At 38.4% G+C, this 25,117-nt stretch carries 22 protein-coding genes; 6 read left to right on the top strand and 16 right to left on the bottom strand.

The window, feature by feature from the left end; all coding sequences use genetic code 11:
* Nucleotides 1–7: 7 nt before the first annotated feature.
* From B7E07_RS02465 to B7E07_RS02405, 13 genes are all read right to left on the bottom strand, one after another.
* Nucleotides 8–895, bottom strand: coding sequence for an SP_1767 family glycosyltransferase (locus B7E07_RS02465; RefSeq protein ID WP_080843901.1), 888 nt, complete (start codon nucleotides 893–895; stop codon nucleotides 8–10).
* Nucleotides 896–1,354, bottom strand: coding sequence for a hypothetical protein (locus tag B7E07_RS23180; protein ID WP_218970391.1), 459 nt, complete (start codon nucleotides 1,352–1,354; stop codon nucleotides 896–898).
* Between the two features lie 759 nt (nucleotides 1,355–2,113).
* Nucleotides 2,114–3,181: a glycosyltransferase family 2 protein gene (locus tag B7E07_RS02455; RefSeq protein ID WP_080843899.1), complete on the bottom strand. Its 1,068-nt coding sequence runs from the start codon at nucleotides 3,179–3,181 to the stop codon at nucleotides 2,114–2,116.
* Between the two features lie 14 nt (nucleotides 3,182–3,195).
* Nucleotides 3,196–3,723: an acyltransferase gene (locus B7E07_RS02450; protein WP_218970390.1), complete on the bottom strand. Its 528-nt coding sequence runs from the start codon at nucleotides 3,721–3,723 to the stop codon at nucleotides 3,196–3,198.
* 16 nt (nucleotides 3,724–3,739) lie between these two features.
* On the bottom strand, nucleotides 3,740–4,714 hold the full coding sequence (locus B7E07_RS02445; RefSeq protein WP_080843898.1) for a glycosyltransferase family 2 protein: 975 nt from the start codon (nucleotides 4,712–4,714) through the stop codon (nucleotides 3,740–3,742).
* 62 nt (nucleotides 4,715–4,776) lie between these two features.
* Complete coding sequence (locus tag B7E07_RS02440) at nucleotides 4,777–5,598, bottom strand: glycosyltransferase (RefSeq protein ID WP_080843897.1); 822 nt, start codon at nucleotides 5,596–5,598, stop codon at nucleotides 4,777–4,779.
* A 98-nt stretch (nucleotides 5,599–5,696) separates the two neighbouring features.
* Nucleotides 5,697–6,329 (bottom strand): sugar transferase, encoded by a 633-nt coding sequence (locus B7E07_RS02435; RefSeq protein ID WP_080843896.1) that lies wholly within the window; start codon nucleotides 6,327–6,329, stop codon nucleotides 5,697–5,699.
* 385 nt (nucleotides 6,330–6,714) lie between these two features.
* The gene (locus B7E07_RS02430) at nucleotides 6,715–7,080 is read right to left on the bottom strand and encodes a prepilin-type N-terminal cleavage/methylation domain-containing protein (protein WP_080843895.1); all 366 of its coding nucleotides are present in this window, start codon (nucleotides 7,078–7,080) and stop codon (nucleotides 6,715–6,717) included.
* Between the two features lie 279 nt (nucleotides 7,081–7,359).
* Nucleotides 7,360–8,241 carry a UTP--glucose-1-phosphate uridylyltransferase GalU gene (gene galU, locus B7E07_RS02425; RefSeq protein ID WP_080843894.1) on the bottom strand — a complete coding sequence of 294 codons (882 nt, stop codon included), beginning with the start codon at nucleotides 8,239–8,241 and terminating at the stop codon, nucleotides 7,360–7,362.
* Nucleotides 8,242–8,255: 14 nt separating this feature from the next.
* Nucleotides 8,256–10,079 carry a polysaccharide biosynthesis protein gene (locus B7E07_RS02420; RefSeq protein ID WP_080843893.1) on the bottom strand — a complete coding sequence of 608 codons (1,824 nt, stop codon included), beginning with the start codon at nucleotides 10,077–10,079 and terminating at the stop codon, nucleotides 8,256–8,258.
* A 156-nt stretch (nucleotides 10,080–10,235) separates the two neighbouring features.
* Complete coding sequence (locus B7E07_RS02415) at nucleotides 10,236–10,997, bottom strand: tyrosine-protein phosphatase (RefSeq protein WP_080843892.1); 762 nt, start codon at nucleotides 10,995–10,997, stop codon at nucleotides 10,236–10,238.
* Nucleotides 10,998–11,095: 98 nt separating this feature from the next.
* Nucleotides 11,096–11,773: a CpsD/CapB family tyrosine-protein kinase gene (locus tag B7E07_RS02410; protein ID WP_080849083.1), complete on the bottom strand. Its 678-nt coding sequence runs from the start codon at nucleotides 11,771–11,773 to the stop codon at nucleotides 11,096–11,098.
* A gap of 16 nt (nucleotides 11,774–11,789) precedes the next feature.
* Nucleotides 11,790–12,527, bottom strand: coding sequence for a YveK family protein (locus B7E07_RS02405; RefSeq protein ID WP_080843891.1), 738 nt, complete (start codon nucleotides 12,525–12,527; stop codon nucleotides 11,790–11,792).
* Between the two features lie 198 nt (nucleotides 12,528–12,725).
* Here B7E07_RS02405 and B7E07_RS02400 point away from each other — a divergent pair, with 198 nt between their 5' ends.
* Nucleotides 12,726–13,529 (top strand): SGNH/GDSL hydrolase family protein, encoded by an 804-nt coding sequence (locus tag B7E07_RS02400; protein ID WP_080843890.1) that lies wholly within the window; start codon nucleotides 12,726–12,728, stop codon nucleotides 13,527–13,529.
* 134 nt (nucleotides 13,530–13,663) lie between these two features.
* Here B7E07_RS02400 and B7E07_RS02395 read toward each other — a convergent pair whose 3' ends face one another.
* Nucleotides 13,664–14,542 (bottom strand): outer membrane protein assembly factor BamD, encoded by an 879-nt coding sequence (locus B7E07_RS02395; protein WP_080843889.1) that lies wholly within the window; start codon nucleotides 14,540–14,542, stop codon nucleotides 13,664–13,666.
* A 193-nt stretch (nucleotides 14,543–14,735) separates the two neighbouring features.
* Here B7E07_RS02395 and B7E07_RS02390 point away from each other — a divergent pair, with 193 nt between their 5' ends.
* From B7E07_RS02390 to B7E07_RS02380, 3 genes are all read left to right on the top strand, one after another.
* Nucleotides 14,736–17,000, top strand: coding sequence for a glucosaminidase domain-containing protein (locus B7E07_RS02390; RefSeq protein WP_080843888.1), 2,265 nt, complete (start codon nucleotides 14,736–14,738; stop codon nucleotides 16,998–17,000).
* Nucleotides 17,001–17,178: 178 nt separating this feature from the next.
* Nucleotides 17,179–18,015, top strand: a complete 837-nt coding sequence (locus B7E07_RS02385; RefSeq protein ID WP_080843887.1) for an N-acetylmuramoyl-L-alanine amidase — start codon at nucleotides 17,179–17,181, stop codon at nucleotides 18,013–18,015.
* 436 nt (nucleotides 18,016–18,451) lie between these two features.
* Nucleotides 18,452–19,531 (top strand): N-acetylmuramoyl-L-alanine amidase family protein, encoded by a 1,080-nt coding sequence (locus B7E07_RS02380; RefSeq protein ID WP_176215094.1) that lies wholly within the window; start codon nucleotides 18,452–18,454, stop codon nucleotides 19,529–19,531.
* A gap of 97 nt (nucleotides 19,532–19,628) precedes the next feature.
* Here the strand turns inward: B7E07_RS02380 and B7E07_RS02375 are convergent, their stop codons facing one another.
* Entirely contained in the window at nucleotides 19,629–20,375 is a 747-nt protein-coding gene (locus tag B7E07_RS02375; RefSeq protein WP_080843885.1) for a hypothetical protein, read from the bottom strand.
* Nucleotides 20,376–20,895: 520 nt separating this feature from the next.
* Between B7E07_RS02375 and B7E07_RS24325 the strand changes: the two genes are divergently transcribed.
* The gene (locus B7E07_RS24325; protein WP_257391379.1) at nucleotides 20,896–21,393 is read left to right on the top strand and encodes a hypothetical protein; all 498 of its coding nucleotides are present in this window, start codon (nucleotides 20,896–20,898) and stop codon (nucleotides 21,391–21,393) included.
* A 175-nt stretch (nucleotides 21,394–21,568) separates the two neighbouring features.
* On the opposite strand, the gene B7E07_RS24890 is transcribed toward B7E07_RS24325, so the two are convergent.
* The gene (locus B7E07_RS24890; protein ID WP_080843884.1) at nucleotides 21,569–22,432 is read right to left on the bottom strand and encodes an NlpC/P60 family protein; all 864 of its coding nucleotides are present in this window, start codon (nucleotides 22,430–22,432) and stop codon (nucleotides 21,569–21,571) included.
* 230 nt (nucleotides 22,433–22,662) lie between these two features.
* On the opposite strand from B7E07_RS24890, the gene B7E07_RS02360 reads away from it, so the two are divergent.
* Nucleotides 22,663–24,945 carry a metallophosphoesterase gene (locus B7E07_RS02360; protein ID WP_176215093.1) on the top strand — a complete coding sequence of 761 codons (2,283 nt, stop codon included), beginning with the start codon at nucleotides 22,663–22,665 and terminating at the stop codon, nucleotides 24,943–24,945.
* Nucleotides 24,946–25,117: the final 172 nt, after the last annotated feature.

The following is a 25,117-nucleotide window of genomic DNA, read 5'->3' as shown; positions in this document are numbered from 1 at the left end:
TAACTCCTTAATCTAATCGCTTTCCAATTGTTAATATTATTGATTTCAAGTATTCCTCATCATCACATTCCCCAATTCCCTCATCTGTAATTTCTGCTGAATGCTTATTTACTAAAGGAATTTTCGAACGTGTTTGTGCTCTATACCATTCATATTCAGAATCTAAATGTCCGATATCCAAAGTCCAATAACCACTATCAGCCAAAACCTTTGCAAGTGGTTTACTTGTTGGTCCCACTGAAAGTAATATGAGAGACTTCTTATCAAGTTTTAACACCGCCTCAAGTATTTCATCATAATGTTCAAATGAATTTTTTGGTGGGCAAAGGATTCTCCTCAAACTTCTCACATTTGAAAATAGATCATTGCCTACACCAGAACGGCTAAACTTACCTTCAACTAGGACTACATCACGGCCTTCCCATATACTAATAATCCTTTCAAACCATCTACTGCTCTGTTCTTTATTCTTATAAATCATATAAGGACGAGAAATAAAAGCGTTCCCATAGTCTATATCAGTTTTGCAAACTTTATTGTACCTTTTCCAATTTTGTGCTAGGTGTGCTACCCAATGCCATCGAGATGTATATACATACTCCGAAACACCATTAATTGGTTCTGGAAGACAAATTAATAATCTTGAATTATTTACATCCTTTATTACTTTTGCTAATTCTTCAGATAACCGTTCATTAGATTTTTGGTAGCCTTCAATGTCCTTTCCTTCCATCAACGAAAATTCTCCATCCCCAAACCTAACCATAGAATTTCCTTCAACAGCTATAAAATCAATGGTTTCGTCTATAGTCAAAATCTGAGCTTTAATTGGGTGCAATTTCAATACCCAAAGCCCCCACAAATATTTAATAAATCTTTTTATAAAATTTATCATCTAAACTACCCTTTTCTTTTTATTTCCTATAATTATCGAAATCATGATTGCAACATATATATAAAACATTTGTTCCATAACAAAACTACCAGATATGAAATACCTAGCAAACAATGCAAGTGAAAATGTCACTACCAACAATTTGCCGTTCTTACTGCTGCTGAAATAAGCTTTCAGAATAATTGTTAATAGTGCAGTAAGTACAATAACACCAAAAAACCAGCCAAAAGAAATTAATATTTCATATATGATGTTATGCGAATAAACACCACTTGACATATTACGATCCCCAAATAAACCATACATGCTTAGTCCCATGTTTCCAATTATTGCTCTACTTTCTTCATAAATATGAATTCTGCTACTAGAGGAAAAGAATTCACCAGCGAGTAAATTACTCAAAACATATGAATTCATTTTGGAATTAACTCCACTTAAATATCGAAATATAAATTCCATGTTTAAGGAAACTAAGAAAAGGCACAATCCAACTACGATAGTCACAAATATCCCTTTTATTCTTGATAGGTTAGTTATCATCCAATAAAGTAGCAGTACAATTAAAAATAACAAAGGTGACCTTGCTCCAAATAGCAGTAAAACTATTACTCCAACGACTAGATATAGTAATTTTGTTATCCTATAATTCTCTAAACAATTAAACAATAAAAAACACAAAAATGGTAAAAGTCCATATGAAAATTCCATATAGTTCAATGACCTATTTAACCCTAGTGTTAGAATAAACATTGAAAGAATAATTGCCCATACAGAATATTTATAAGAAATTTTAATAAATTCATCCCATTCTTTTATACTCGATACCATAAATATACATAACGGCAAAAAGAATACATATATTAATATCATATTATCAGAAAGAAGATATAATCTTGAGTTTGCAAATAGAAAATAATGAAACATAAAAAAGATCATTATAGAGATATAGAAAAGAACTTTATTAATAGTAAAAAGTCTATATTGAATTATTCTATACAAGCATACGAGTAAGGTTATTGTATATATAACCAATGTTATATTCGATGTACTTGATACTCCCATAAATATTTGAATAAAAGGAGAAATAAAATTTAGAAATATATTAAGAAATAGTATAAATAATAGAATATTAATAAGCATACGATTCCGACGATCAGCAAAACACATATTTTTTATCCTTTCATGCAACAACACTTTAAACACTAAAATTAAATTATTTTATTGGCTGCTTTTTAGTTGCTTCTTAATTGTCATGTAGAAAGAAAACAGATTTTTTTGAAGAAATACTTTTGTAGCAAGAACTAAATACAATTGATAATAATTTTTATGAGAAATGTGCCTCATAATCCATTTTTGATACCTGTACCCCGAAACATCAGGAAATGTATAATCATCTAGCTGCGCCTTTTTTATGGATTGTACAATCCACTTTTTTCTAGTAGAAATTGTCAAATTCATCTTTGATGAAAATGATAATTCAAGGGCCTTTATTGCATTGCAAATAAATTCGCATTTTAACACGTTATGAGTAGCCATATCTTCCTTATTCCATAACCATATTGTTTCTTTTCGAATTTGATTTAGTCCAATAACAGCATCCAAATATGTAACTGGATACTTGTCCCACTCTTTTGATAAATCATTTGTATAGTAAGTGTAAAATACATCCTCGATAAAACAAACACTAGATGCGAAACACATATATTTTCCAATAAACGCATCATCTTGGTGTCGACGAAGTGCTGGAAAATATAGTCCGTGCTCCTTTATAAGTTTCAAGTTAAATAACTTATTCCATGGGGCACCTTGAATACCAAATGGGGATGTCATTGTAATATAAGAAAAATAAGATGAACGAATCTTATCCCCATCTACCACCTTATATGGATATGATTTTTCACTCATTAACTTACCATCGGAATTTACACTCTTGTATCCAAATACAATAAGATCATGTGATTCCTTTTCAATAATCTTCGTTAACTTCTCCAAAGTATTACTAGCTAATATATCATCAGCGTCTGGGAAGTACACATAATCACCACTAGCCAAATCAATACCCGTATTTCGAGCAGGACCCGAACCTCGATTCTCAGTGTGAACCACTTTAATACGAGAATCTTTTTTTGCCAACTGACAACAAACTTTGTAGCTATTGTCCTTTGACCCATCATCTACCAAAATGATTTCAAAGTTTTTATAAGTTTGATTCAGTATTGATTGCATACAATACTCTAATGATTGCTCCATATTATAAACTGGAATAATTACACTAATTTTTTTCATAGGCACCTATCTTCTTACTTTTTTATTAATGTTTGATCATTTAGAATGAGTTGTTTTTTTTCACTTGGTGATAAACCTTCAATATTTAAAGCATAAGGACTTACTTTTTTTTCAAAAGTATCCCAATCTCCGATTTTTTTGGCTGGATTACCCCCTATAATAATCCCAGATTCGCTAAACGAGCGAGTAACTACACTACCTGCTGCAACAATAATATCGTCTGCTAAAGTCACACCATATAATAGAATAGTTCTAGCACCAATAAAGCAATTATTACCAATTTCAATTCGACCAAAAATATCAGTCTTATCAGGGGATATTTTACATATACTATTATCATGATTAATTAACTGTACATCATTGGAAAAGGTAACATTATCGCCAATTGAAATTAGATATGGCTCAGATGATAAAATATTGGAATATATGTGACAGTTATTCCCGATAGTAATTCCCTGTTTACGGAAATACTTGTTAATCATCTCATCGCTGCGGAATAATTTACTCTTAAGCTTCGCTCCTAAATATTGAATATTTTTCAAGGACTGTCTCCTTCCTTTACACCAACCCTAGCTTAAGTAATAATGTATGCATTAAAGCCATACACCAAACGCCAAAGTATATACGTTTTTTTATCAACTTCAAAAATAATCTTTTATATCTTGGAAGTAAGTATAAATATTGATTGTTGTTCCAATCTGGATATTTCCTTTCAAAATTTTGAATGATTTCTTTAGCCACAGCAGGCTGATATTTTACTTTAAATGCATTCAATAATGCACCATACAGCACATTACGAACGCCCAAAAATTCACATTCTTTACGTAAGTCATCTGATAAGTGATTTTCAATAAAGGCAAAGGATTCAAGAAGCGAATCGACTACTTTTTGTGAAACTCTTGTTGAAAGAGAGTTTCCAGTATAGTAATAATTATAGATAAAACCTTCAGTGAATCCGAACTTTTTAGAATTGGCTATTAGAACTGGAATTACCGCCATATCCTCACCATTCCTCAAATTAGGAATATGGCATTTTGAAATAATACTACGTTTTACAACCATTGATCCAAGTGAATCCACTCCCGTTACTAAAACATCTTTCATTGATCCGTCTTTCGGAATTCCTGATATATTATTTAACAACATATACTTTCCATTGCTAAAAACACGACGACTATTGCAAAACACAATATCTGCATTTTGGGTTGAGGCAATATCATACATGAGTTGAAGATAATTATTTTCATACCAGTCATCACTATCGCAAAACGCTATATATATTGATTCAGAAGCAGCAATACCCACATTGCGTGAAAAAGCCGGCCCTGAATTTTCTATATTCTTTAATAATTTTATATCTAAGGGTACGTTCTGGATATATTGCTTTAAGAAATTAAATGTATCATCCTGCGAGCAATCATCAATTAATATTACATCGAAATCTTGGAAAGTCTGGTTAACCAGGGAATCTATACATCTCACTATACTTTTCTTAGCATTATAGCATGGAATAATAACTGAGAATAACGGCATAATTATCCCTCCTATTCTTTACACTGGTATAATTATAATTCAGTATTTAATAAAACATACAGTCATTTACGAAGAAACCTCTTATACAAGGAACCTTTAATTACATTAGGTGTCAAAACAAATGCACAAATATAAATCATATTCATTATTGCTTCAAAACGAGTAATCATATTATGTTCAAGCATGTATTCCTGAAGTTTCTTCCACCCTACTATCCGAGTTTTTGAACCCCTTTTTGATATAAAGCCATTCCCAACACGAACATATACTAATGGTTCAGCCATATTTTCCAATTTACATCCATTCGCAATCATTTTAAGCCAAAGATAATAATCTTCCAGAAGTAAACATGTCTCATATCCGCCACACTTTTCTAGTGCTGATTTCTTCATACATACAGTTACATGATTCATTGGGTTTCTCTTCTTGGAAAACCTTGATATATCCCCCATGCTTTGGGGAACCTCTCTAATCATCATTTCTTTTTCATCTATACTATTAGCAAACTCCATAATATTTGAGCCAAGAACATCAATCTTAGGATGACACTCCATAAACGATATTTGCTTTTCAAAACGTTTACCATCACTAACGTCATCAGAATCCATGCGGCAAATATATTGATATTTACAGTAAGTAGTTCCAATCCTCAAAGCCTCTCCAAGTCCAACATTTTCTTTTAAAGGAACCAATGTTAAAGTTTCAGGATTCCTCATAGCGAAATCATCTATAATATTAGAAATTTCTTTTGTGACCGGGCCATCCAAAACTAATACTATCTGATTTGGCTTCAATGTTTGTTCATCGAAAATGCTATTTAAAGCAATTTTAAAAAATTCAGGGTTGTCATTTTTATATACAGACATTAATACAGAAAAGTTCATACTATCCTCCACAAAACAAAAATTAAGTTCATTCTTCACATTCGGCTATTATCGGAATATAACAGTCATATTTCTATATTGGTGAACATAGTCTCCAACTACAGTTTTTTACTTGTCATTTTTTCTCTTTTCTCTTTATATATTTCTCCAGTCCCACCTTCAACAACGCCATCACTCTTCACAACACTTACGATGGTCCCAAAGAAGCACTTTACATCCATCCAAGGGTTAATCATTTCAACATACTCCCCATCCAACTTAGCCTTAATTTCGATAGGAAGCTCATCTCTACCATTAATCTGTGCCCAACCTGTCAATCCAGGTGGTACATCATTAGCGCCATATTTATCTCGTTCAGCTATTAGATCGTACTGATTCCATAGTGCTGGTCTTGGCCCAATAATACTCATCTGGCCAACAAAGATATTCCAAATCTGCGGTAGCTCATCAAGTGAAGTCTTTCTCAGAAATTTACCCATCTTTGTGATATACTGTTCTGGATTACTTAATAAGTGAGTTGGAGTGTCCTTCGGTGTATCTATTCTCATGGTACGGAATTTTAAAATGTTGAAATGTGTCTTGTTTATTCCTACACGTTTTTGCTTAAACAGAACCGGCCCTCTTGAATCAATCTTAATAGCAATAATTAGAATTAAAAAAATTGGAGATAGAACAATAATTCCAATTAAAGAAAGAATGATATCTATTAACCTTTTAACCTTCATATACATCTAGCTACACTCCTTAAAATTTGTTCTTTAGTAGATTAGGACTTAATTAGAGGCTCTTTTCCTCTAAACAACTACTAAACCACTAAAATTGTTATCTACTACTGTAGCCACCTCGCATTTAATATGCAATATATATGAGAAATAGATAAAAATATCAACATATATTATGTTTAACTGTTAAAAACCATCTCGTAATATCTATTCAATCTACCAAGCAAATACGAAATAGATATTCTTTCATTTATCACCCTAAAACAAGTTTCTTCCTATTACATATACAATTCAATCAATCTATAATTCTCACTAAAAACACCTCAAACCCTTATCCCGCATGGTTTCTAGCACCAAATCTAACTACGATACTCAGTTCCCCATCACCACCCAATCACAAAAACGGCACTCCACCTTCATTTTCTTCCTCATCATTCTCCTCATCCGAGTGAATGCTACATTTAACCTCACCATCAACATATCGAAACTCTCCATCATCAAGACATACTTCACTATCATTATCATGGAGAAAATCCGCAAACAAGACGTCTGAATGACCAACTTCATGTAAAGCTAAATGAGCCTCATACTTTTTCTCAAGCTCTTCCTGATTAACAAGAAAAACATCCCTTTTTGCATTGCTCTTAATATTTACAATAGACGGAATTGCAATCGCTGCTATTATTAACAAAATAGCTGTTACAACTATTAATTCAATTAAGGTCAAACCCTTTTTATTTTTTCTTACTATTGTATACACTCATCAGAGCACCTCATTCTCGTGGAAAAAAGTCCAAACTTACACATTATCAAAAATTTAAATAATAAAGGGCATCCAACCCCACCTCACACCACACCACCGACAAAAATGTCTAAGGTTCCCACCCACAGCGCAGCCGAGTGCCTCCATTGATAGTGGTCAGGAGACATCACCATTGGTTCTTTCAACAATTTGTTACATATTGAGACATGTTTTGGACAAAAAAAGATCTAGATAAACTGTTTGTGTTGAGGAACAGCTTATCTAGAATGTCAGTGTCTATACTTTTAATGCTTTTAATTCATTTAGTTTCGTTTCCATGTATTCCACTAGATCGTCCTTGATTTCTTCGTTTTGCAGGGCGAATTCGAGTGTTGTTTTGATGAAGCCGAACTTTTCACCGACGTCGTAGCGTGTACCTTCGAAGTCGTAGGCAAATACGCGTTGGATTTCGTTTAGCTGCTGGATCGCGTCAGTAAGCTGGATTTCTCCGCCTGCGCCTTTTTCCTGCTTGTCTAGGAACATAAAGATTTCAGGTGTTAAGACGTAACGGCCCATGATTGCCAGGTTAGATGGTGCTGTTCCTTGCTTTGGTTTTTCAACGAACTGGTTCACTTGGTAGCGTCGCCCATTTTGACTAGAAGGGTCAATAATACCATAGCGATGTGTTTCGTTTTCTGGCACGGTTTGGACTCCGATGACAGAAGAGAATGTTTGATCATATTCGTTCATTAATTGCTTTAAGCATGGTGTTTCTGCTTGAACGATATCATCTCCAAGCAGTACAGCAAATGGCTCGTCACCAATGAATTTACGGGCACACCAGACCGCATGTCCTAATCCTTTTGGTTCTTTTTGACGGATATAGTGAATGTCTACTTTGGATGATTTTTGAACCTCGTTCAGCAGATCAAGCTTGCCTTTTTCGATAAGGTTTTGCTCTAGTTCAAAAGAGTTATCGAAGTGATCTTCAATCGCTCTTTTGCCTTTGCCTGTTACAATGATGATGTCTTCAATTCCTGCTTCGATCGCTTCTTCAACAATATATTGAATTGTTGGTTTGTCAACGATTGGCAGCATTTCCTTTGGCATTGCTTTTGTAGCTGGCAGGAATCTTGTTCCAAGTCCTGCTGCTGGGATGATTGCTTTTCTTACTTTCATGGTTAGTGGCCTCCTTAGTTAGCTACTAGTACGGCTTCCTTGGATTTTACTCGGTTATTGGCAATATCAAGTACCGTTTTGCTGAGCTCTACTTCATCCATATCAAGATGATTGATGAGTTCTGTCACTTCATCGATATGCAAATTAGCGGTTTTTCCAATAAAGATTTTTGGATAGATGGCTTCTGGATGCACTTCGTTTTCACCAAGAAGCTCTTCAAACATCTTTTCTCCTGGACGAATGCCCGCATATTTAATACCGATTTCTTCTATAGAATAACCTGATAGTTGAATTAAGTTTTTCGCTAGGTCGACGATCTTGACTGGTTCACCCATGTCCAGTACAAAGATTTCCCCGCCACCCGCAAGAGCTCCTGCCTGCATGACAAGTCTTGATGCTTCCGGGATCGTCATGAAATAGCGTGTCATTTCTGGGTGTGTAACGGTTACTGGACCGCCCGCTTGAATTTGCTTTTTGAACAGCGGAATGACACTGCCGCGGCTGCCAAGAACATTTCCGAATCGCACAGCGACATACTTGGTTGTACTATGCTTATCTAGCTCTTGAATGACCATTTCGGCAATCCGTTTCGTCGAGCCCATCACGTTCGTTGGATTCACGGCTTTGTCGGTTGATACAAGCACGAATGTGCCAACAGAGAACATATCTGCTGCTTCAGCAACATTTTTGGTGCCGAGTACATTGTTTTTAACCGCTTCTTTTGGATTGTATTCCATAAGCGGAACATGTTTATGTGCCGCCGCATGGTAAACAACATCTGGACTATGTAATTCCATTACCTCAAAGATGCGGTTACGGTCTTGCACATCGGCAATAACAGGTATAATGTCAATGTCATTTTTCTTTAAGTTCCGGAGTTCCATATCAATGGTATAAATGGAGTTTTCTCCGTGTCCAAGCAGAATCATTTTTTTCGGTTTGAACTTGTATACTTGGCGGCATATTTCTGAACCGATCGAACCGCCTGCTCCTGTGATGAGAATCGTTTTTCCAGTCAGTTTTTTGGAAATGCTCTCTGTATCGAGTACGACCGGATCACGGCCAAGCAGGTCCTCTACCTGGACATCGCGGAATTGGTTCACAGATACTCTGCCAAGCATCACGTCTTCGATCATCGGCATGATCACGGTTTTTGCTTTTAAGCCCGCGCATTTCTCGAAGATCCGCTGCATTTCGACTTTGTTCAGTGACGGAATGGCGATAATGATCTTTTGCACTTCTAAGCTTTCCACTGTTTCTTTGATCGCGTCACTTCCGCCTACAACGGAAACGCCATGAATTTGCAGACGGTATTTCGAACGGTCATCATCGATAAACGCCACCGGCTTCATTCCGGCATCAGGGTTGTTCAGCAGCTGACGCGCCAGCATGGTACCGGCCGCACCGGCCCCAATAATGAGCGCCCGCTCGGGTTCAACCTCTGGTTTGATGATTCGATCGCGATACATCCGCCAGGAAAAGCGGGACCCTCCGATCAGCAATACATGCATCATCCATGTCAGCATTAACGCCCGGAAGTATATATCCTGGAATGCGAATTGCTGAACAATCGCTGTCATTAGAATGGATAAACTCACCGCTTTAACGATCACGATTAGCTCTCCTACGCTTGCATACTCCCATGCCTTACTATACAGTCGATAAACAGAGGCAAAAATATGATGGCTAAGCAGTAAGGTGATTGAAAGTACAAGCAGCGTTTCTAATGTAAATATTTTGAGTGTCGGGTGCAGGGTGAGGTAGCTTACATAAATAGCGGATAAAACGATTAATGAATCGAGCAAAATTAATAAGGTCATTCTTTTTTGATACGACAACTTGTAAGCCCCCAAACTGAAATTGCAAGTGAATTTTTAGAAATTCCTTATGCTTTTTGACCTATTTTTTGTTAGAAAAAAGAGTATCTAAGAAGAACCTAAGCTGATTTCATTAGATACTTAATTTCTGACAGTGGTTATCACGAGAGTCCAACCTTAGAAGATGCCAAATAGCTTTTTCCTTCTGACCTTTTCTGGGATCTCTTTGTAAACGTTGTGTCCGCTCAATAGCAGCTGCGCATTTTCTGTTAGCAGGTATACCATATCCGATCCATATTCCGATTGTACCTTCGCAAATGCGTCTGCCATCTGGAAATTGCGGTTAATCGTGTTATGGGCATCAGATGCGACAAAATGCGTTAAGTTTGAATCAAGCAGCTGAGTGGAGAACTTTTGGATGTTTTTCCCGAAATGTCCATTAAGACTTGAGGCGGTTACTTGTGTTAATGCCCCATTTTTCACAAACTGGTATAGCAGATCCGGCTGCTCGAGAAGCTGCTTGTTCCGTTCTGGGTGAACAATGATCGGCGTGAGTTCTTCCATCTGAATATCGTATAGCAGTCTCTCCGTATATCTTGGAACATGGTTTGAAGGCAGCTCCACAAAGAGGTATTGCGTATGATTCAATGGCAGAATCTTGCCTTCCTGCAGGTCTTCAAGAAGTTCGCCGTATATTCTGACCTCTTGGCCAGGGAGAATCGTTAACGGAATCTGCTCTTTTGCCAAAACGTCATTTAGTTCCCGTACTTTGGTTGTAATGTCTACCCGATAGTTTTGATAGGATTGATTTAGATGCGGAGTCGCAATAATGGTCTTTAGCCCTTCTTTAACCGCAGCTTTCGCCATCTCGATGCTATCTTCCATTGTTTTCGCTCCATCATCTACATCCGCTAGAATATGACAATGAATGTCTATCATTCTATTCATCAGCTCCCAGTAAGTTCCCAAAATACAAATCTATTGTCATACTAACATCTCGCTTTTGTCTGGTAAAGAGTAGAATTTGTCGAAACTTGTCAGTTTGCACCGTAATAATAATAATTGTCGGTGTCTTTCATCTTTTTGTTGTTTAATACAACACCTAAGATCTTTGCCTGCGCTGCTGTCAGCATCTCTTTTGATTTCAGCAGCTGTTCTTTTTCTGTCTTGCCGCTTCCAACAACAATGATCGTACCTTCACATTTGTTGGCAAGAATCTGTGCATCTGTTACCGCTAGTACCGGTGGTGTATCAAACAGGATGATGTCGAATTCATGTAATGCTTCCTGCATGACGCGGCTCATTGCCTTTGAGCCAAGCAATTCAGATGGATTTGGCGGGATCGGTCCGCTAGGAAGAATATAAAGATTCTTTTCGTCGTTTGCCTTTACAGCCTCCATCAGAGGCATTTGATTCGTTAAGACATTGGTTAAGCCGGTTGTGTTCAGCGTATTAAACGTATAATGAACCGTCGGCTTTCTTAAGTCTGCATCCACAAGGAGAACTCTTTTGCCCTGCTGTGCAAAGACAACGGCTAAATTGGCAACTGTTGTCGATTTTCCTTCGCCAGGACCAGAAGAAGTAACAAGAATGGTGCGAATTTCTTCATCGATGGCTGAGAATTGAATATTTGTACGAATCGTACGGTATTGTTCTGCAATTGGTGACTTCGGATCCTGTTTAGTAATAAGCTTTCTCTTACTATCCAGTAACATCTTTTTATCTCGTTTTCTAAGAGCCAATCGTCTCACCTCTTAATCTTGTATTTCGCTCGGCACGATTTGCTGTTTCAGCTGATTTGTCAATCGTCGCAATCACACCAATGACTGGCAATTCGGCGATCTTTTCGATATCCTGCTCGGTTTTCACAGTGTTATCCATATATTCTAATAGAAATGCCAGACCAACACCGGCCATAGCTCCCACTACTAGGGCAATTGCAATGTTTAATACCGGCTGCGGTTTAACAGGAGATTGGTTCTCTGTTACTTCTGCTTGCGCTAGTATTGTAACGTTATTAATGTTCATAATTTCAACAATTTCACGCTGAAATACTTCTGCTGTTTTATTGGCAATATTCGCTGCTGTGCTGGCATTCTCATCCTGAACAGAGATTGTTACGACTTGAGAGTTTTGCTCACTTTGCACAGAGATCTTTGAATTTAATTGACCTGAAGTCATACCTAGATTTAATTCTTTGTTTACAAGTTCTAATATCGCTGGACTTTTAATAATAACGTTGTATGTGTTAATCAGCTGCAAATTCGTCTGAACTTCACTCGTGCTGTATTGACCTTCTTCAGATGCCTGGTTAACAAGGATTTGGGTTGAAGATTGGTAAACCGGGGTTAAGACAAAGTAACTTACGGCACCACTCGCCATAACGGCTACTAATGTGATGACTATGATAAGAGCCATTCTCTTTTTTAGCGTTTGAAATAGTTCTTTTAGACTAATCGTTTCTTCCATAATATCCTCCTAATAAAATGCTAAAAGCAAAAGTATTATAACATAAGATATTGCTAACATTGTGATTTATTGTCATAATTTAAATAAAATTGTAATCTCCGAAACATTACTCTATCTATTTAATACTAGAATTAGTCATAAAGGAAGATCAATTTCTTAATTGGAAATAATTTTCTAAATCAATCACTGGAGGACGTCATGAAAAATTTATTTATCACCCTGCTTGCCATCAGCTGTGCAGTAGTCCTGTTTCTAGGAAATAATCACTGGAAAGAAAGTACTAGTGTTCAGATTACGGATCAGCAGCCATCCAATTCTGCCGCACAAGAAACCGAGACAGAAACAGTCTCTTCATCTGAAGCTGCTGCTGAGGAGCTGCTGGCGAAAGCGCAAAATTGGCCAGAAACAGCTCGACACCGATTTGAGGTAACACTGCTAGAACAGATCCCTTATAAGATCTTAATTGCTGGGTCAAAATATCTTGGCACCGAAGAAGAAGGCTGGGCTTCCATGACAAAAGCTGCGATTGAAGAAGCCTTTGGACCAGATCACGTAGAAGTGGAAATTAGCATCTTTGATGGTACATCTGCTGACTTCACGACTGAAAACCAAGTGCAAGCTTTAATAGATGCAGAAGCAGATATGATCCTGCTCGAGCCATTTACCTTAAAAGATAATGGTGTAGTTCGAATTGAAGATTCGCTCGCACATCTATCAGCGTGGATAGAGCAAGTTCATGCAGTTCAGCCTGAAACCGTCTTTGTCTTACAGCCGCCGCAGCCGATTTATCAGGCCAACTTCTACCTGACACAGCTGGAAGAACTGAAGAAATACGCTGAGCAGAACGAGCTTCTCTATCTTGATCACTGGACAGCTTGGCCTGAAACACAGGATGCAGCACTCCTTGATTATTTAACCGAAGAAAATTCGCCTAACAGCGAAGGACAAATCGTGTGGAGTGAATATATCAACCATTTCTTTATTGGTGAGCCGTCTGAATAAATCAACGCTGTTGGTATTAAGAGCCATTCAATAGGTAATAAAAAGAACCCGATCAAGCAGACAGCTAAACTAGTGCTGTTCCTTGATCGGGTTTTTATTGTAATTATCTTTATTAAGTACTTAAAAATGTTAGATTAATATAAATCTTTTATTTCCTGCGTAGTCGGATTGACTGTATACCATCCAATCGTAGCGGTATGTCCTTCATTTGTTTGCGGATTATCAATGATGCGCTCGTATACCTGCAGAACGAAATTTCCATTGTCGTCCATATGGTCATAACGAACATGCACATTGGTTCCTTCTTCTATATTTAAATAACCCATCAGCAGCTCTTCTGCATCTGTCTCTTGGAATGAAGCTTTGTCTTCCTTCTCATTTGGCTGTTCAGCAGCAGTGTCGTTTTGTTCACTTTGTTCCTGTGCAGGCGGTTTTGTTTCTTCTGTTTGTTCTGTCTGTTCTGTTTGTGCCGATTCCGCCGACTTCTGCTTTGTGATCTCTTGCCCTAATGCTTCCGCTTCTTTCTTTAAATCTTCCATTTCTTTCAGAGCTGTATTGGAAGCTAATTGTTCTGCTTCCTTCAATGCCTCAGCAGCCTGATCCCAATCGCTTTCCTCCATCAGCTTTTTACCTTGGCTGATTTTATCTTTCATCTCATTGATTTTCTGCAGTGCTATATCGGCTTCTTCTTTTAATGTTTGTGCTTCCTGCCAAACCTGTCCTTCTTCATCAATGCTTAAGCTTTGCAGCTGATCTGCAAGTTCTGCTGCCTTCGCAAAGTCTCCTGACTTGTATGCAGCAATCGCTTTAACCAGCAGTTCCGTTGCTTCTTTTAACGCTTCTATTTCTTTGGACTCTTCCTCTTCTAAGGCTTTTTCAAAGGCTTGAATAGCCGCTTCATAGTTTTGCTCTTGCAGATATTGCATCCCCTCATCCTTATACTCTTCAAAGTGATTTGAACAAGCAGTTAATAGAGATAACAGGATCAACATGATGGTGACTTTTTTTAGCACACTCTCTCCTCCTTTATGTAATGGCACCCTGTGCGTTCATACTCCATATATCGGTAGATCATACCAGATGATTAGTGGTACTAAAGAACCAAATTCATCTTAATAGAGTAAAAAATACTAAAATAGTCTTAATTGCACCCGATAATAGTAATAGCTTTTAAGAATCATATAATTGAAGGAGGCTTCTGGCATTTTGAAGAAACAAGTCATTGTAATGATCGCTCTTACCCTGCTACTGACTGTTTCTGCACCAGCCTACGCCGCAGCACAAGGCTGGACCGTAAAGGGAAACAACTGGTATTACACACAAGCCAATGGATCTTATAAAACGGGGTGGCTGCTTGATCGGGGCACATGGTACTACATGGACGCTTCAGGCACCATGAAAACAGGATGGCTGCTGGATAGAGGGACTTGGTATTATTTCCACCCATCAGGGAAAATGGCTACTGGGTGGCTCAAGGTTAACAGCACCTGGTATTATTTCCATCCATCAGGAGCGATGGATACCGGCTGGCTTCTCGATCGGGGCACATGGTACTATTTCCACCCATCGGGAGCCATGGCTACTGGATGGCTTTACGAAAGAGGAACCTGGTATTACTTCCATCCATCAGGGTCGATGGCAACTGGCTGGTTTAATGATCGAGGGACTTACTATTATCTCCACCCATCAGGTGCCATGGCTAAGGGATGGCTGCTGAATAATAGCAGATGGTACTATCTATTCCCAAGCGGAAAGATGGCCACCGGCTGGCTCACCTTAAACAGCGACACCTATTATTTAACATCCAGCGGCGCAATGGCAGTTGGCGATATGGTGATCGATGGACAAGCTTATCATTTTGCTCCTTCAGGGATAATGGAAAAGAATGTTCAAGGATGGGCAACGATTAATGGACAGACCTTTTACTACGATGCTAACGGAAATTCAACAAAAGGCTGGCTGACTCTTGATGGAAAGTCCTATTATTTCAATGCAGATGGAGTCATGCAAACTGGCTGGCTTAACGACAATGGCAATATCTATTATCTGCAGGCTGACGGTGTAATGCACACAGGCTGGCTCACCCTTGATGGGAAAAAGTATTATTTCAATCAATATGGGATCAAACAAACCGGATGGGTTCAGATTGGAGCAGACCACTACTTATTTAATGAAGAAGGAGCTCTTCATGTCGGCTGGCACTCAGAAGGTGGAAAGTCCTATTATTTTAATGAAAATGGGTTAAAGACATATGGCTGGATTAAAGATGGATACCAATGGTACTACATCAACCCAGATGATACTTTAGCAACCGGCTGGATCCTTGTAAATTCTAAATGGTATTACATGAATGACAATGGCCTTATGTTAACAGGCTGGCATTATGAAAATGGCGATTGGTATTATCTGAATTATTATGGAGATCGTCATTCCGGATGGCTGACTGTCGATGGAGCAACCTATTATCTTAAGAGTGATGGCAAAATGGTCACTGGCGAATGGGTTATTGATGGCACTACCTATTATTTCCTTCCAAGCGGTGCACTTAGCAATGGACCTAAAATAACTTATTCCAGCTATCGGCTTACCTTAGAGGAAATGGTCAATAAGCAGATGAATGTAGCTCCGCAAACAGATAAATATCGAAATGAAAAAGCATATGTCAGCAGCACCTATGTGACGCTGCAAACAGCTAATTCAGGCACAGTAAATGCAACCTCTTTAAATGTGCGTGAGCAGATGAATACATCTTCCTGGATCTATGGCTCACTGAAGTACAATAGTCAGGTTCACATCAATCAGGCTCATTCAGGCTGGTATGATATTAACTTTTCTGCTTGGCGAAATGCCAAAAGAGACGATGTACATTATTACGTGAATCCAGCAAATGTCGATCCTTCCAGCAAAGAGTATTTCCAATTCCTCCTTTTATCGAAAGGTGCAGGAATTGGCGCTGCGGAGTTAAACAGCAAGGTGCTGGCAAACAAAGGAACGCTGACAAATCAAGGAGCAGCATTTATTCAAGCTAGTCAAAAATACAATGTGAATGAGATCTATCTTATTTCACACGCATTGCTTGAAACAGGTCACGGAAATTCAACATTGGCTCGCGGCGTTACCGTCTCTTCTGTTGATGGACAAGCGGTAACTCCTCGCGTGGTCTATAATATGTATGGCATTAATGCTTTTGATCGCTGTCCTGACACATGCGGTGCAGAATATGCCTATAAGCAAGGCTGGTTTAGCCCTGAAGCTGCGATCATCGGCGGAGCGGAATTCATCAGCAGCAAGTATGTTAGCCGCGGCCAAGATACTTTGTATAAAATGCGCTGGAATCCGGATTCTCCTGCATCACATCAATATGCAACCGATGTAGGCTGGGCTGCCAAGCAAGTCAGCAGCATTAAAAACTTATATGATCTAATTGATGAATATACTTTGTATTATGATGTACCTGTTTATGAAAACTGATTAGCAACAAGATAACATGACAAAAGCGCAGAAATGCTCATTTTTTATGAGCTTCTGCGCTTTTTTACATTTTAAAGGAGAACGCTTTATTTTTCAGATGAAAAATGGGCGTTTTTTTAGTTATCCATCCAAGCCCTTTTTATGAAGCTGCATATAAATAAAGTACGAGGTGATTATCATGGTAAAATTCTTTATTGATCCGGGACATGGCGGTACAGACCCAGGAGCCGTCGGCAATGGGCTACAAGAAAAAAACCTCACGCTTACCATTTCAAAAAAAATCCGAGACCTCCTTTTACAATACAACAATACTCAAGTTCGATTAAGCCGTGAGGGAGATCAGCTTTTAACCCTCAAACAGCGTACAGACATGGCGAATGCTTGGGGTGCCGACTTTTTATTGTCGGTTCATATTAATGCTGGAGGCGGCACAGGCTATGAAGATTTTCGGTACAATACGCTGCCTGCATCCAGCTCTACCGGTATGATCCAATCTACCATTCATCGCAGTGTCATGGGCGAAATCAGATCCTATAATGTCGTTGACCGTGGTGCAAAAGCAGCCAATTTTCATATGCTGAGAGAATCAGCAATGCCGGCAATTCTAACGGAAAACCTATTTATTGACCGTGCAGCAGATGCGAACCTGCTCAAAAACAATACTTTTTTAGATGCCGTTGCCAGAGGACATGTCAATGGACTGGTACGTGCGTTTGGTTTAACGAGGAAACAAAGCGCTTCTGCGCCAGTGAAGGGAGCTGAAGATATGGGACTGGAAGCTGGACGACTCGCTGCAAAGCCTGAAGTTGGAAACTTGGGTGTATTAAAAGTTCTAGAAGGCACTATTCTCCGCGAGGGCCCTGTGTACACAACACCGATCATCGGGCGCATTGAAGCCGGCGGTGAGTACAAGGTGTACGATTATCAGGGCGGCTGGTATAACGTCGGTGCTGGCTGGATCTTCTCTGAATATGTAAATTTCCTGCCTAATCGAAACGCTAAAATGAGCCTATAGGAAATACGGATATTAGCTAAAAAGAGTTGGCTTAGTTCCATTTATACCTTTGTCTAAACGAGCAACTAATTTGCTATTCTCCCAAAGTTGCTCATGTATCCATCTACGATCAACCCGAATAATGAACAGATTATGATCTGCTTCATTATTCGGGTTTTAATTTGTTATTTAAATTCTAGAAAAGAGCGGAGGCACTCGACTCCTGTGAGCCATAGAAGAAAGGTTGAGACCCCGCTTCCTCCCCACAGAAAGCGAGGTCCGCAGCGCAATGGAACGAGATCATTTTTGACTGCTTAACCTATATGTTTATTTTAGTTGGGAGCGAAATAGACATTTTGTAATATAAATAAAATATTTTTGTAAAAATTATGAAACATTTCCATCTCCTAATCGTCTAACTATTATGACAGATTATTTTAATAGAAATGAGGAGATTATGTTGAACAAGTTGGCGAAACCCGTATTACTGGCTTTATCCTTTTTATTTGTTTTTATTTTATTAGCTGGCATTCATGCAAGTAGTGCAGAAGCAGAACAGCACGAAGCCGGGAAATGGGAAATGAAAAATGGTTCTTGGTATTGGTATTACACAGCAGATGAACATCCTAGTACAGGCTGGGAAAAAATCAATAATAATTGGTATTATTTTAATACTTTAGGCAAAATGCAAACAGGCTGGGTTAAAGACAATGGTACGTGGTATTATCTAAATCCCGACGGTGACATGGCTACTGGCTGGAAGCAGGTAAATGGCAAATGGTACTATTTAAATGTTTATGGCGCCATGCAGACAGGCTGGATAAAAGAAAATAGTTACTGGTATTACTTAAATCCAAACGGAGACATGGCTACCGGCTGGAAACTTGTAGAGGGAAATTGGTATTATCTTCATGAAAACGGCAAGATGGGAACCGGCTGGATTTACGATCAAAATAATTGGTATTACTTAGATGCATCTGGTGAAATGCAAAGAGGCTGGTTGGCATATAATGGTCATTGGTATTATTTAAACAACAGCGGTGATATGCATAAAGGCTGGAAATATCTAGATGGATCTTGGTATTTTTTAAAGACTGAAGATGAAATTCTAAGTGGGGCACCACTTGGCTCTATGTTTACAGGCGGCCAAATTGCAGGAGATAAAATATACTACTTTAGTGTTAGCGGAAAATGGATTAAAAAAGGAAACGAAGAGATTGATGCTTATGTTGATCAAACTTGGGACAAAATAAAAGATGTGACAAGTATGAATACACTTAAGAGTATTCTAGGCCATAAATATTCCAAAGATCCAGAGCACAATGCTATAGAATATCACATTTCTGTTCAAAGTAAAAACAGTGCTGTGTTTAAAGAACTTAATACGATGATCAGCGTTGGCCATGAAGGATTAGTCAACTATGATTTAGATATTTTAATTCTAGTAACCTATGAAAATGATACGGTTAACACGATTAGCATGATTTATTTTGATCAAAATTCTACACCTTTAGAGCGAGTTAATTATGAATTTTGATGACATACGGATGTTTTCACTATAAAGAAGAAGCAAACCTCGCCAATTCGCGAGGTTTGTTCTATATCTAGAACTTGTTGTGGTATGGGTGCTCTCATTACTGGTTCAGGTCCACGCTAATCGTATCATAGATAAAGAATTCAAAGTCTTGGTTTTTCAGCATGATGTCGATTGAGGCTTGCTCTTCGTTCAGCCAGGTAACTTTATATTCATCCACATAGGTTATTTGGTTTTCAACCGGGACATATTCTTCATACTTCTTTAATTCACTTTCTTCATTTCCATCCCCGTAATAGACCCTAATGGAATGGAAGCCATGCCCCTCATCCGGAAGTGCAACCATCTCCCTAATTTCAATCTTGTTCTCCCCTTTTGGCGACTCACTCATTTCGACTGTTATCGGCTTAAAAGCAGGCTGACCATCATCTATTATTTCAAATTCACCCTTCTTCTTGGAAAAATTGATTTCTATATGTTCAGGCTCTTGTTCGTCTCCAAACAAAGTAACGACCGCTTGATTTTCATGAACCCAAGAAATGAAAGCATTCGATGTTGTAAGTGCTGCTCCATCATTATGGATCGTTCTATCCATTTTTTCATTATTAAACTTAATCCTTACTTTGGAGGGACCGAAGAAAAACGCAGAACCTTTTTCCACAATTTCAATAGTATGATTTCCACTTGAAGAGGTACTGACTTTTAATGAACGTTCTTTCAGATTCATATCATAATAAAAGATTCCACCAAAAATCATAACCGGACTTATGATTAGTACAACTGCCCAAATTAGGCATCCATGCTTTCCCTTTTTATTTTCTGCAAGTAATCGTTCTTTTTCGTCCATTTTCACTCTGCCTTATTTTAGATTTTCATCAAGTATACAAGCACATTCCCCTTCAGCCGCAGAACCGCTGATACTTCCCTCTTAAACTGTGACAACTTTTGTATTTTCATTAAATAGTATAAAAGGCTGTTTTCGCAAACTTTGTTGCTTTTACATTTATGTATAACTTCAGCCGGCTTGGCGGGTGCTGAGTCTCCTCATCGCGCAGGAATCTCGCACTTTTTCGTTTCAATCACATGTATTAAAACAACAATCGCTCAGTAAATAGAGGATCATTAAAAAATAAGATAAACTGGGTTTTAAACGCCGTAAATAGGGAAACACCTAAAAAGAAGAACTTTGTTCAGAAAAAAATCCGCATACTCTCTAAAAATTAAAATCCACCTCTAGGGTTTACCTATTAAAAGAGGGATATAGAGATGTAACAGGGAATTATAGATTTGCAGAGCCAAGTTGATCTTTCTACTAAGATCCAAAGGTGAAACAGCAAATTTATATATCTTGTGGAGGTTTTTCAAATATGTTTTCAGTCGATCACTATCTTCATTCCATTAAGGTTAATCTCGAGAGCCAATCGGATGTATTAGCAGGAAGTCTTAAAAAGATCCTGGCACGACCATTTTCAACTGAGGTTGATTTAGTTGATTTTTCTGCCTTCATCGAGCCTACTAGGTTTGAATTATCAATCACCTTATTTTCAATGGATAATGATGCAAATGAAGTCTTCAATGATGGAAATGACACTTCCACCTTTGCTGGAAGTGAAGAAATCTTATCTGATATTCAGTATTATCAAATAGCAGACAAGCAGTTAGACGAGTTCTTTCAATTTTACGAGCATAACGAAGATGTGTTAGTACCGGGAGAACAAAGAATCATTGCAGAATGGTTCAGTGATAACTGGAAAAAAGCGAATGGAGATTTATTTAATCTTCCAGCTTATTTCACCTTTCATGATGATCGATCTTTTGATTTAAGAAACAACCAGTGGACAAATGATGAGGAAAAATGGTCGTAAGCTGTTATGGTTGGTTTAAATAATCAATGCTTGCGGCAAAAAGTCAGGTAAAGAGTGTTTCCTTGCTTATTTTACACTTACTGAAGTCATTCATTCCGCTGTGTGATCTGGCTTCTATTTCACAAATTTTGCAATAGAAAAAGAGAACGATCCAGCGTCCTCTTTTTCCAATAATCTATTGAACCCATACTCCATTTGCATCAATTACATAGCCACCGACAGTCGTATTCACAGCCATCGCACCACTTGGCTGAAGGTAATACCATTTACCTCCGCTTAAGAGCCAGCCTGTTCTCATCGATCCGCCGCTCTCCATATAATACCATTCATTATTAACTAGTGCCCAGCCCGTTTTCATATCTCCTGCCTGGTTTAAGAAGTACCATTTCCCGCTGTCTTTCAGCCAGCCTGTTTTCATTATTCCGCTTCCAGCAAGGTAGTACCACTTTCCTCCGTCTTTAACCCATCCTACTTTCATAGACCCATTCTGATCCATGTAATACCAGTTCATCTGATCGAGCAGCCAGCCTTTTACCATACTGCCAGATTTATAGTAGGACCAAATGCTATTTTGCTTTTTCCACCCAGATACACTGTTATCTACAACCTTTTTCGCACCCAGATATGTATTATTCCAATATGTATTGGATAATGAGTCCTCTCTTACTCCGCTAGAGCTTGCGTGAACAAACTTATTGTCTCCAGTATAGATTCCCACATGAGAAGCACCTGCTTTATAAGTAGAAAAGAAAACTAAGTCTCCTTCCTGCAGATCCGTTTTAGAAACAGAAGCACCTTGATTATACATTTCTTGTGCTGTTCTTGGTAAAGTTACTCCAACTTTATCATATGTATATCGAATAAATCCTGAACAATCAAATCCGCTTGGAGTCGTTCCTCCCCATGCATATGGAGTTCCAATATAATCAGAAGCAATATCAGCAACTGATAATGAAGATGCAGATGCTTCACTTTTAGTACCATTTATCGAAAATAACAACGAGCAGCTTAATAGTGTTGCCGTTATGACTTTTTTCATATGTATATATTCCTCCATAATCTCTCAAGAAGTCTATTACTTTTCTAGTATGGCATATATTTTCAGTAATTTAATTTACAAGTTTTTATTAGTTGTATTACACTAATATTACAGAAATGTTACAAAGTTCTACAATACTAGACGAATATAGTGGAATTTCCACTGTTTTCCTTTTTGGAATCCTATTTTATAATAATTATAGAGATAAAGAAAAAGAGGGGAAGGACAAAATGAAAAAAATTGTTAGATGGATTGGAATCAGCTTTGTATTGCTTCTAGTGCTTATTTCATATGGGAAACAAACCTTCGCAAACGAAGAACAGCCTTTATTGCAAATCCCCATCCTTAGTGATACTCATATCGGGATGCCAAATGACATTACACGGCTTACGAAAGCCCTGCAGGACTATTCTGTGCTTGCTCCCAATTATGATGCCATGGCAATTGTCGGGGATTTTACTGACACGGGAAGTCTGGCTCAATATGGACAATTTAGAGATTTACTGGCTTCCTTCAGCAATCCGCAGGCCGAGAAAGTGATCGCTATGGGCAATCATGAATTTTTTGAACCACGATACACAAACATTCCAGACGCAACTGAAGAAATGTACATAGATCGATTCATCCAGGAAACAGGCATGCCCTCTCTTTATTACATGAAAGAAATAAAAGGGTATCCATTCATTGTTCTCGGCAGTGAACAGTCACAGATTTCAAACCCTGGCCTTGGCGATCGAGTTGTCATCTCAGATACCCAATATACCTGGCTTGAGGATACATTAAATACCCTGACAGATCCTAACAAGCCTATTTTTCTATTTTTGCATCAGCCCATTGATTTTACTGTTTATGGAAGTGAACATTGGGGAGCAGGTTTCGAAGACGAGCGACTGCTTACTATATTACAAAAACATCCTCAGGTTATTTTATTTACTGGTCACTCTCATTACCTGCTTGAGCATCCTCGTTCTGTTTATCAAGATGGCTTCACGATGGTCAATACAGGTTCTATTCAATCACCCTATTATCCAATTGGAGGAGTCCCTTTTCGTTCACAAGGCTTACTAGTCAATGTTTACGAAGATCAAGTAGTGATTAAAGGAAGAGATTTTAATAAGGATGAATGGGTGAATGAGTTTACCGTTCCAATTCCTTTTGAAGAAGACCCGGAAAAAGACACTTCTCCTCCTTCTTTTTCGCCTGATACAAAGGTCGATTATTTACAGATTACAGATGAGAGTGTGACGTTCACCTTTGATCCAGCAATTGATGATACCCTAGTAGACCGGTATGTTGTGTACCAGGATGACCAAGCGATTTATACGCACTACCCTAAATATTGGGAAAACGAACGTGAAACAAAAGAAACGATTACGATTTCCAACCTAATAGCTGATCAAAACTATCAATACTCTGTTGTCGCGTACGATGCTTGGAATCATTCATCAGAAACGCAACTGCAAATTGAGTTTAAGTCCCCCTCTTCAATAGGGTGGGTCTTTAAAAACGATCACTGGTATTATTTAGACAGTTCAGGAAATGCAAAAAAAGGCTGGCTTCAGCTGACTAACAACTGGTACTATTTAAATTCCCTAACAGGTGAAATGACAGTTGGATGGTTAAACATAGACGGTCAATTACATTATTTTGATTCGCAAGGTGTCATGGTGACCGGCTGGTTACAGGAAAATGGTAAATGGTATTACATGGATCATTCCGGATCGTTAGTACATGGCTGGGTTTATGATCAAGGCAGCTATTACTATATTGGCGAACAAGGCATGCTTCAGCATACTTGGGTAAAAGATAACGGAGAGTATTATTACTTAGATCATAGCGGGAAAATGCAAACCGGATGGCTCTTATCGAATAGCACCTGGTATTATTTACACCCAAATGGAAGCAGGGCTTCCGGTTGGGTAAAAAATCAGCAAAGCTGGTATTTCATGAATGGCGAGGGCGTCATGCAAACAGGCTGGATTCAAACTGATGGCCAGTGGTATTTCCTTTCTCCTTCCGGCAGCATGCAGACCGGGTGGATTCAATCCGGCGGCAAGTGGTATTTCCTTTCTCCTTCCGGCAGTATGCAGACTGGGTGGATTCAAGCTGACGGCAAGTGGTATTTCCTTTCTTCTTCTGGCAGCATGCAAACCGGGTGGATTCAATCCGGCGGACAATGGTATTTCCTTTCTTCTTCCGGCAGTATGCAAACCGGATGGATTCAAGCTGACGGTAAGTGGTATCTCCTTTCTTCTTCTGGCAGTATGCAAACCGGATGGATTCAATCCGGCGGACAATGGTATTTCCTTTCTTCTTCCGGCAGTATGCAAACCGGATGGATTCAATCGGAGGGCGATTGGTATCTCCTCTCTTCTTCCGGCAGCATGCAGACCGGATGGATTCAATCGAAGGGCGATTGGTACTACCTAGCAGGCAGCGGAAAAATGGCAACAGGAACGATTAACATAGGTGGAACAAACTATACGTTTGATCGCAGCGGGAAACTTATTTGATTTTAGTTTTTTTGGTAGAGGTGCTTCACTGTTTCGGCGTTGATAACTCTATTAGCCGGAAAAGGTATAGTTTATTAGGGGAATAGGCGGAGAAATTCCGGTTAATGTGAATAATTGGGCTAAAACGGCAAAAATAAGCGGAGATATTCCGACTAATAGCTAAATATATAAC

It is taken from the genome of Cytobacillus gottheilii (assembly GCF_900166665.1).
In the GTDB taxonomy this organism is placed as follows: domain Bacteria; phylum Bacillota; class Bacilli; order Bacillales; family Cytobacillaceae; genus Cytobacillus; species Cytobacillus gottheilii_A.
Note: the sequence above shows the minus strand (reverse complement) of the source record. Positions and strands in the feature narration are given on the sequence as shown.

Bases quoted from the DNA above. Each gene is read 5' to 3' on its own strand.
- B7E07_RS02360 (WP_176215093.1), top strand. From the start codon at position 22,663: ATGAAAAAAATTGTTAGATGGATTGGAATCAGCTTTGTATTGCTTCTA.
- B7E07_RS02445 (WP_080843898.1), bottom strand. From the start codon at position 4,714: ATGCCGTTATTCTCAGTTATTATTCCATGCTATAATGCTAAGAAAAGT.
- B7E07_RS24890 (WP_080843884.1), bottom strand. From the start codon at position 22,432: ATGAAAAAAGTCATAACGGCAACACTATTAAGCTGCTCGTTGTTATTT.
- B7E07_RS02435 (WP_080843896.1), bottom strand. From the start codon at position 6,329: ATGTATATGAAGGTTAAAAGGTTAATAGATATCATTCTTTCTTTAATT.
- galU (WP_080843894.1), bottom strand. From the start codon at position 8,241: ATGAAAGTAAGAAAAGCAATCATCCCAGCAGCAGGACTTGGAACAAGA.
- B7E07_RS23180 (WP_218970391.1), bottom strand. From the start codon at position 1,354: ATGGAATTTATATTTCGATATTTAAGTGGAGTTAATTCCAAAATGAAT.
- B7E07_RS02465 (WP_080843901.1), bottom strand. From the start codon at position 895: ATGATAAATTTTATAAAAAGATTTATTAAATATTTGTGGGGGCTTTGG.
- B7E07_RS02400 (WP_080843890.1), top strand. From the start codon at position 12,726: ATGAAAAATTTATTTATCACCCTGCTTGCCATCAGCTGTGCAGTAGTC.
- B7E07_RS02455 (WP_080843899.1), bottom strand. From the start codon at position 3,181: ATGAAAAAAATTAGTGTAATTATTCCAGTTTATAATATGGAGCAATCA.
- B7E07_RS02415 (WP_080843892.1), bottom strand. From the start codon at position 10,997: ATGATAGACATTCATTGTCATATTCTAGCGGATGTAGATGATGGAGCG.
- B7E07_RS02440 (WP_080843897.1), bottom strand. From the start codon at position 5,598: ATGAACTTTTCTGTATTAATGTCTGTATATAAAAATGACAACCCTGAA.
- B7E07_RS02385 (WP_080843887.1), top strand. From the start codon at position 17,179: ATGGTAAAATTCTTTATTGATCCGGGACATGGCGGTACAGACCCAGGA.
- B7E07_RS02375 (WP_080843885.1), bottom strand. From the start codon at position 20,375: ATGGACGAAAAAGAACGATTACTTGCAGAAAATAAAAAGGGAAAGCAT.
- B7E07_RS02380 (WP_176215094.1), top strand. From the start codon at position 18,452: ATGTTGAACAAGTTGGCGAAACCCGTATTACTGGCTTTATCCTTTTTA.
- B7E07_RS24325 (WP_257391379.1), top strand. From the start codon at position 20,896: ATGTTTTCAGTCGATCACTATCTTCATTCCATTAAGGTTAATCTCGAG.
- B7E07_RS02405 (WP_080843891.1), bottom strand. From the start codon at position 12,527: ATGGAAGAAACGATTAGTCTAAAAGAACTATTTCAAACGCTAAAAAAG.
- B7E07_RS02410 (WP_080849083.1), bottom strand. From the start codon at position 11,773: ATGTTACTGGATAGTAAGAGAAAGCTTATTACTAAACAGGATCCGAAG.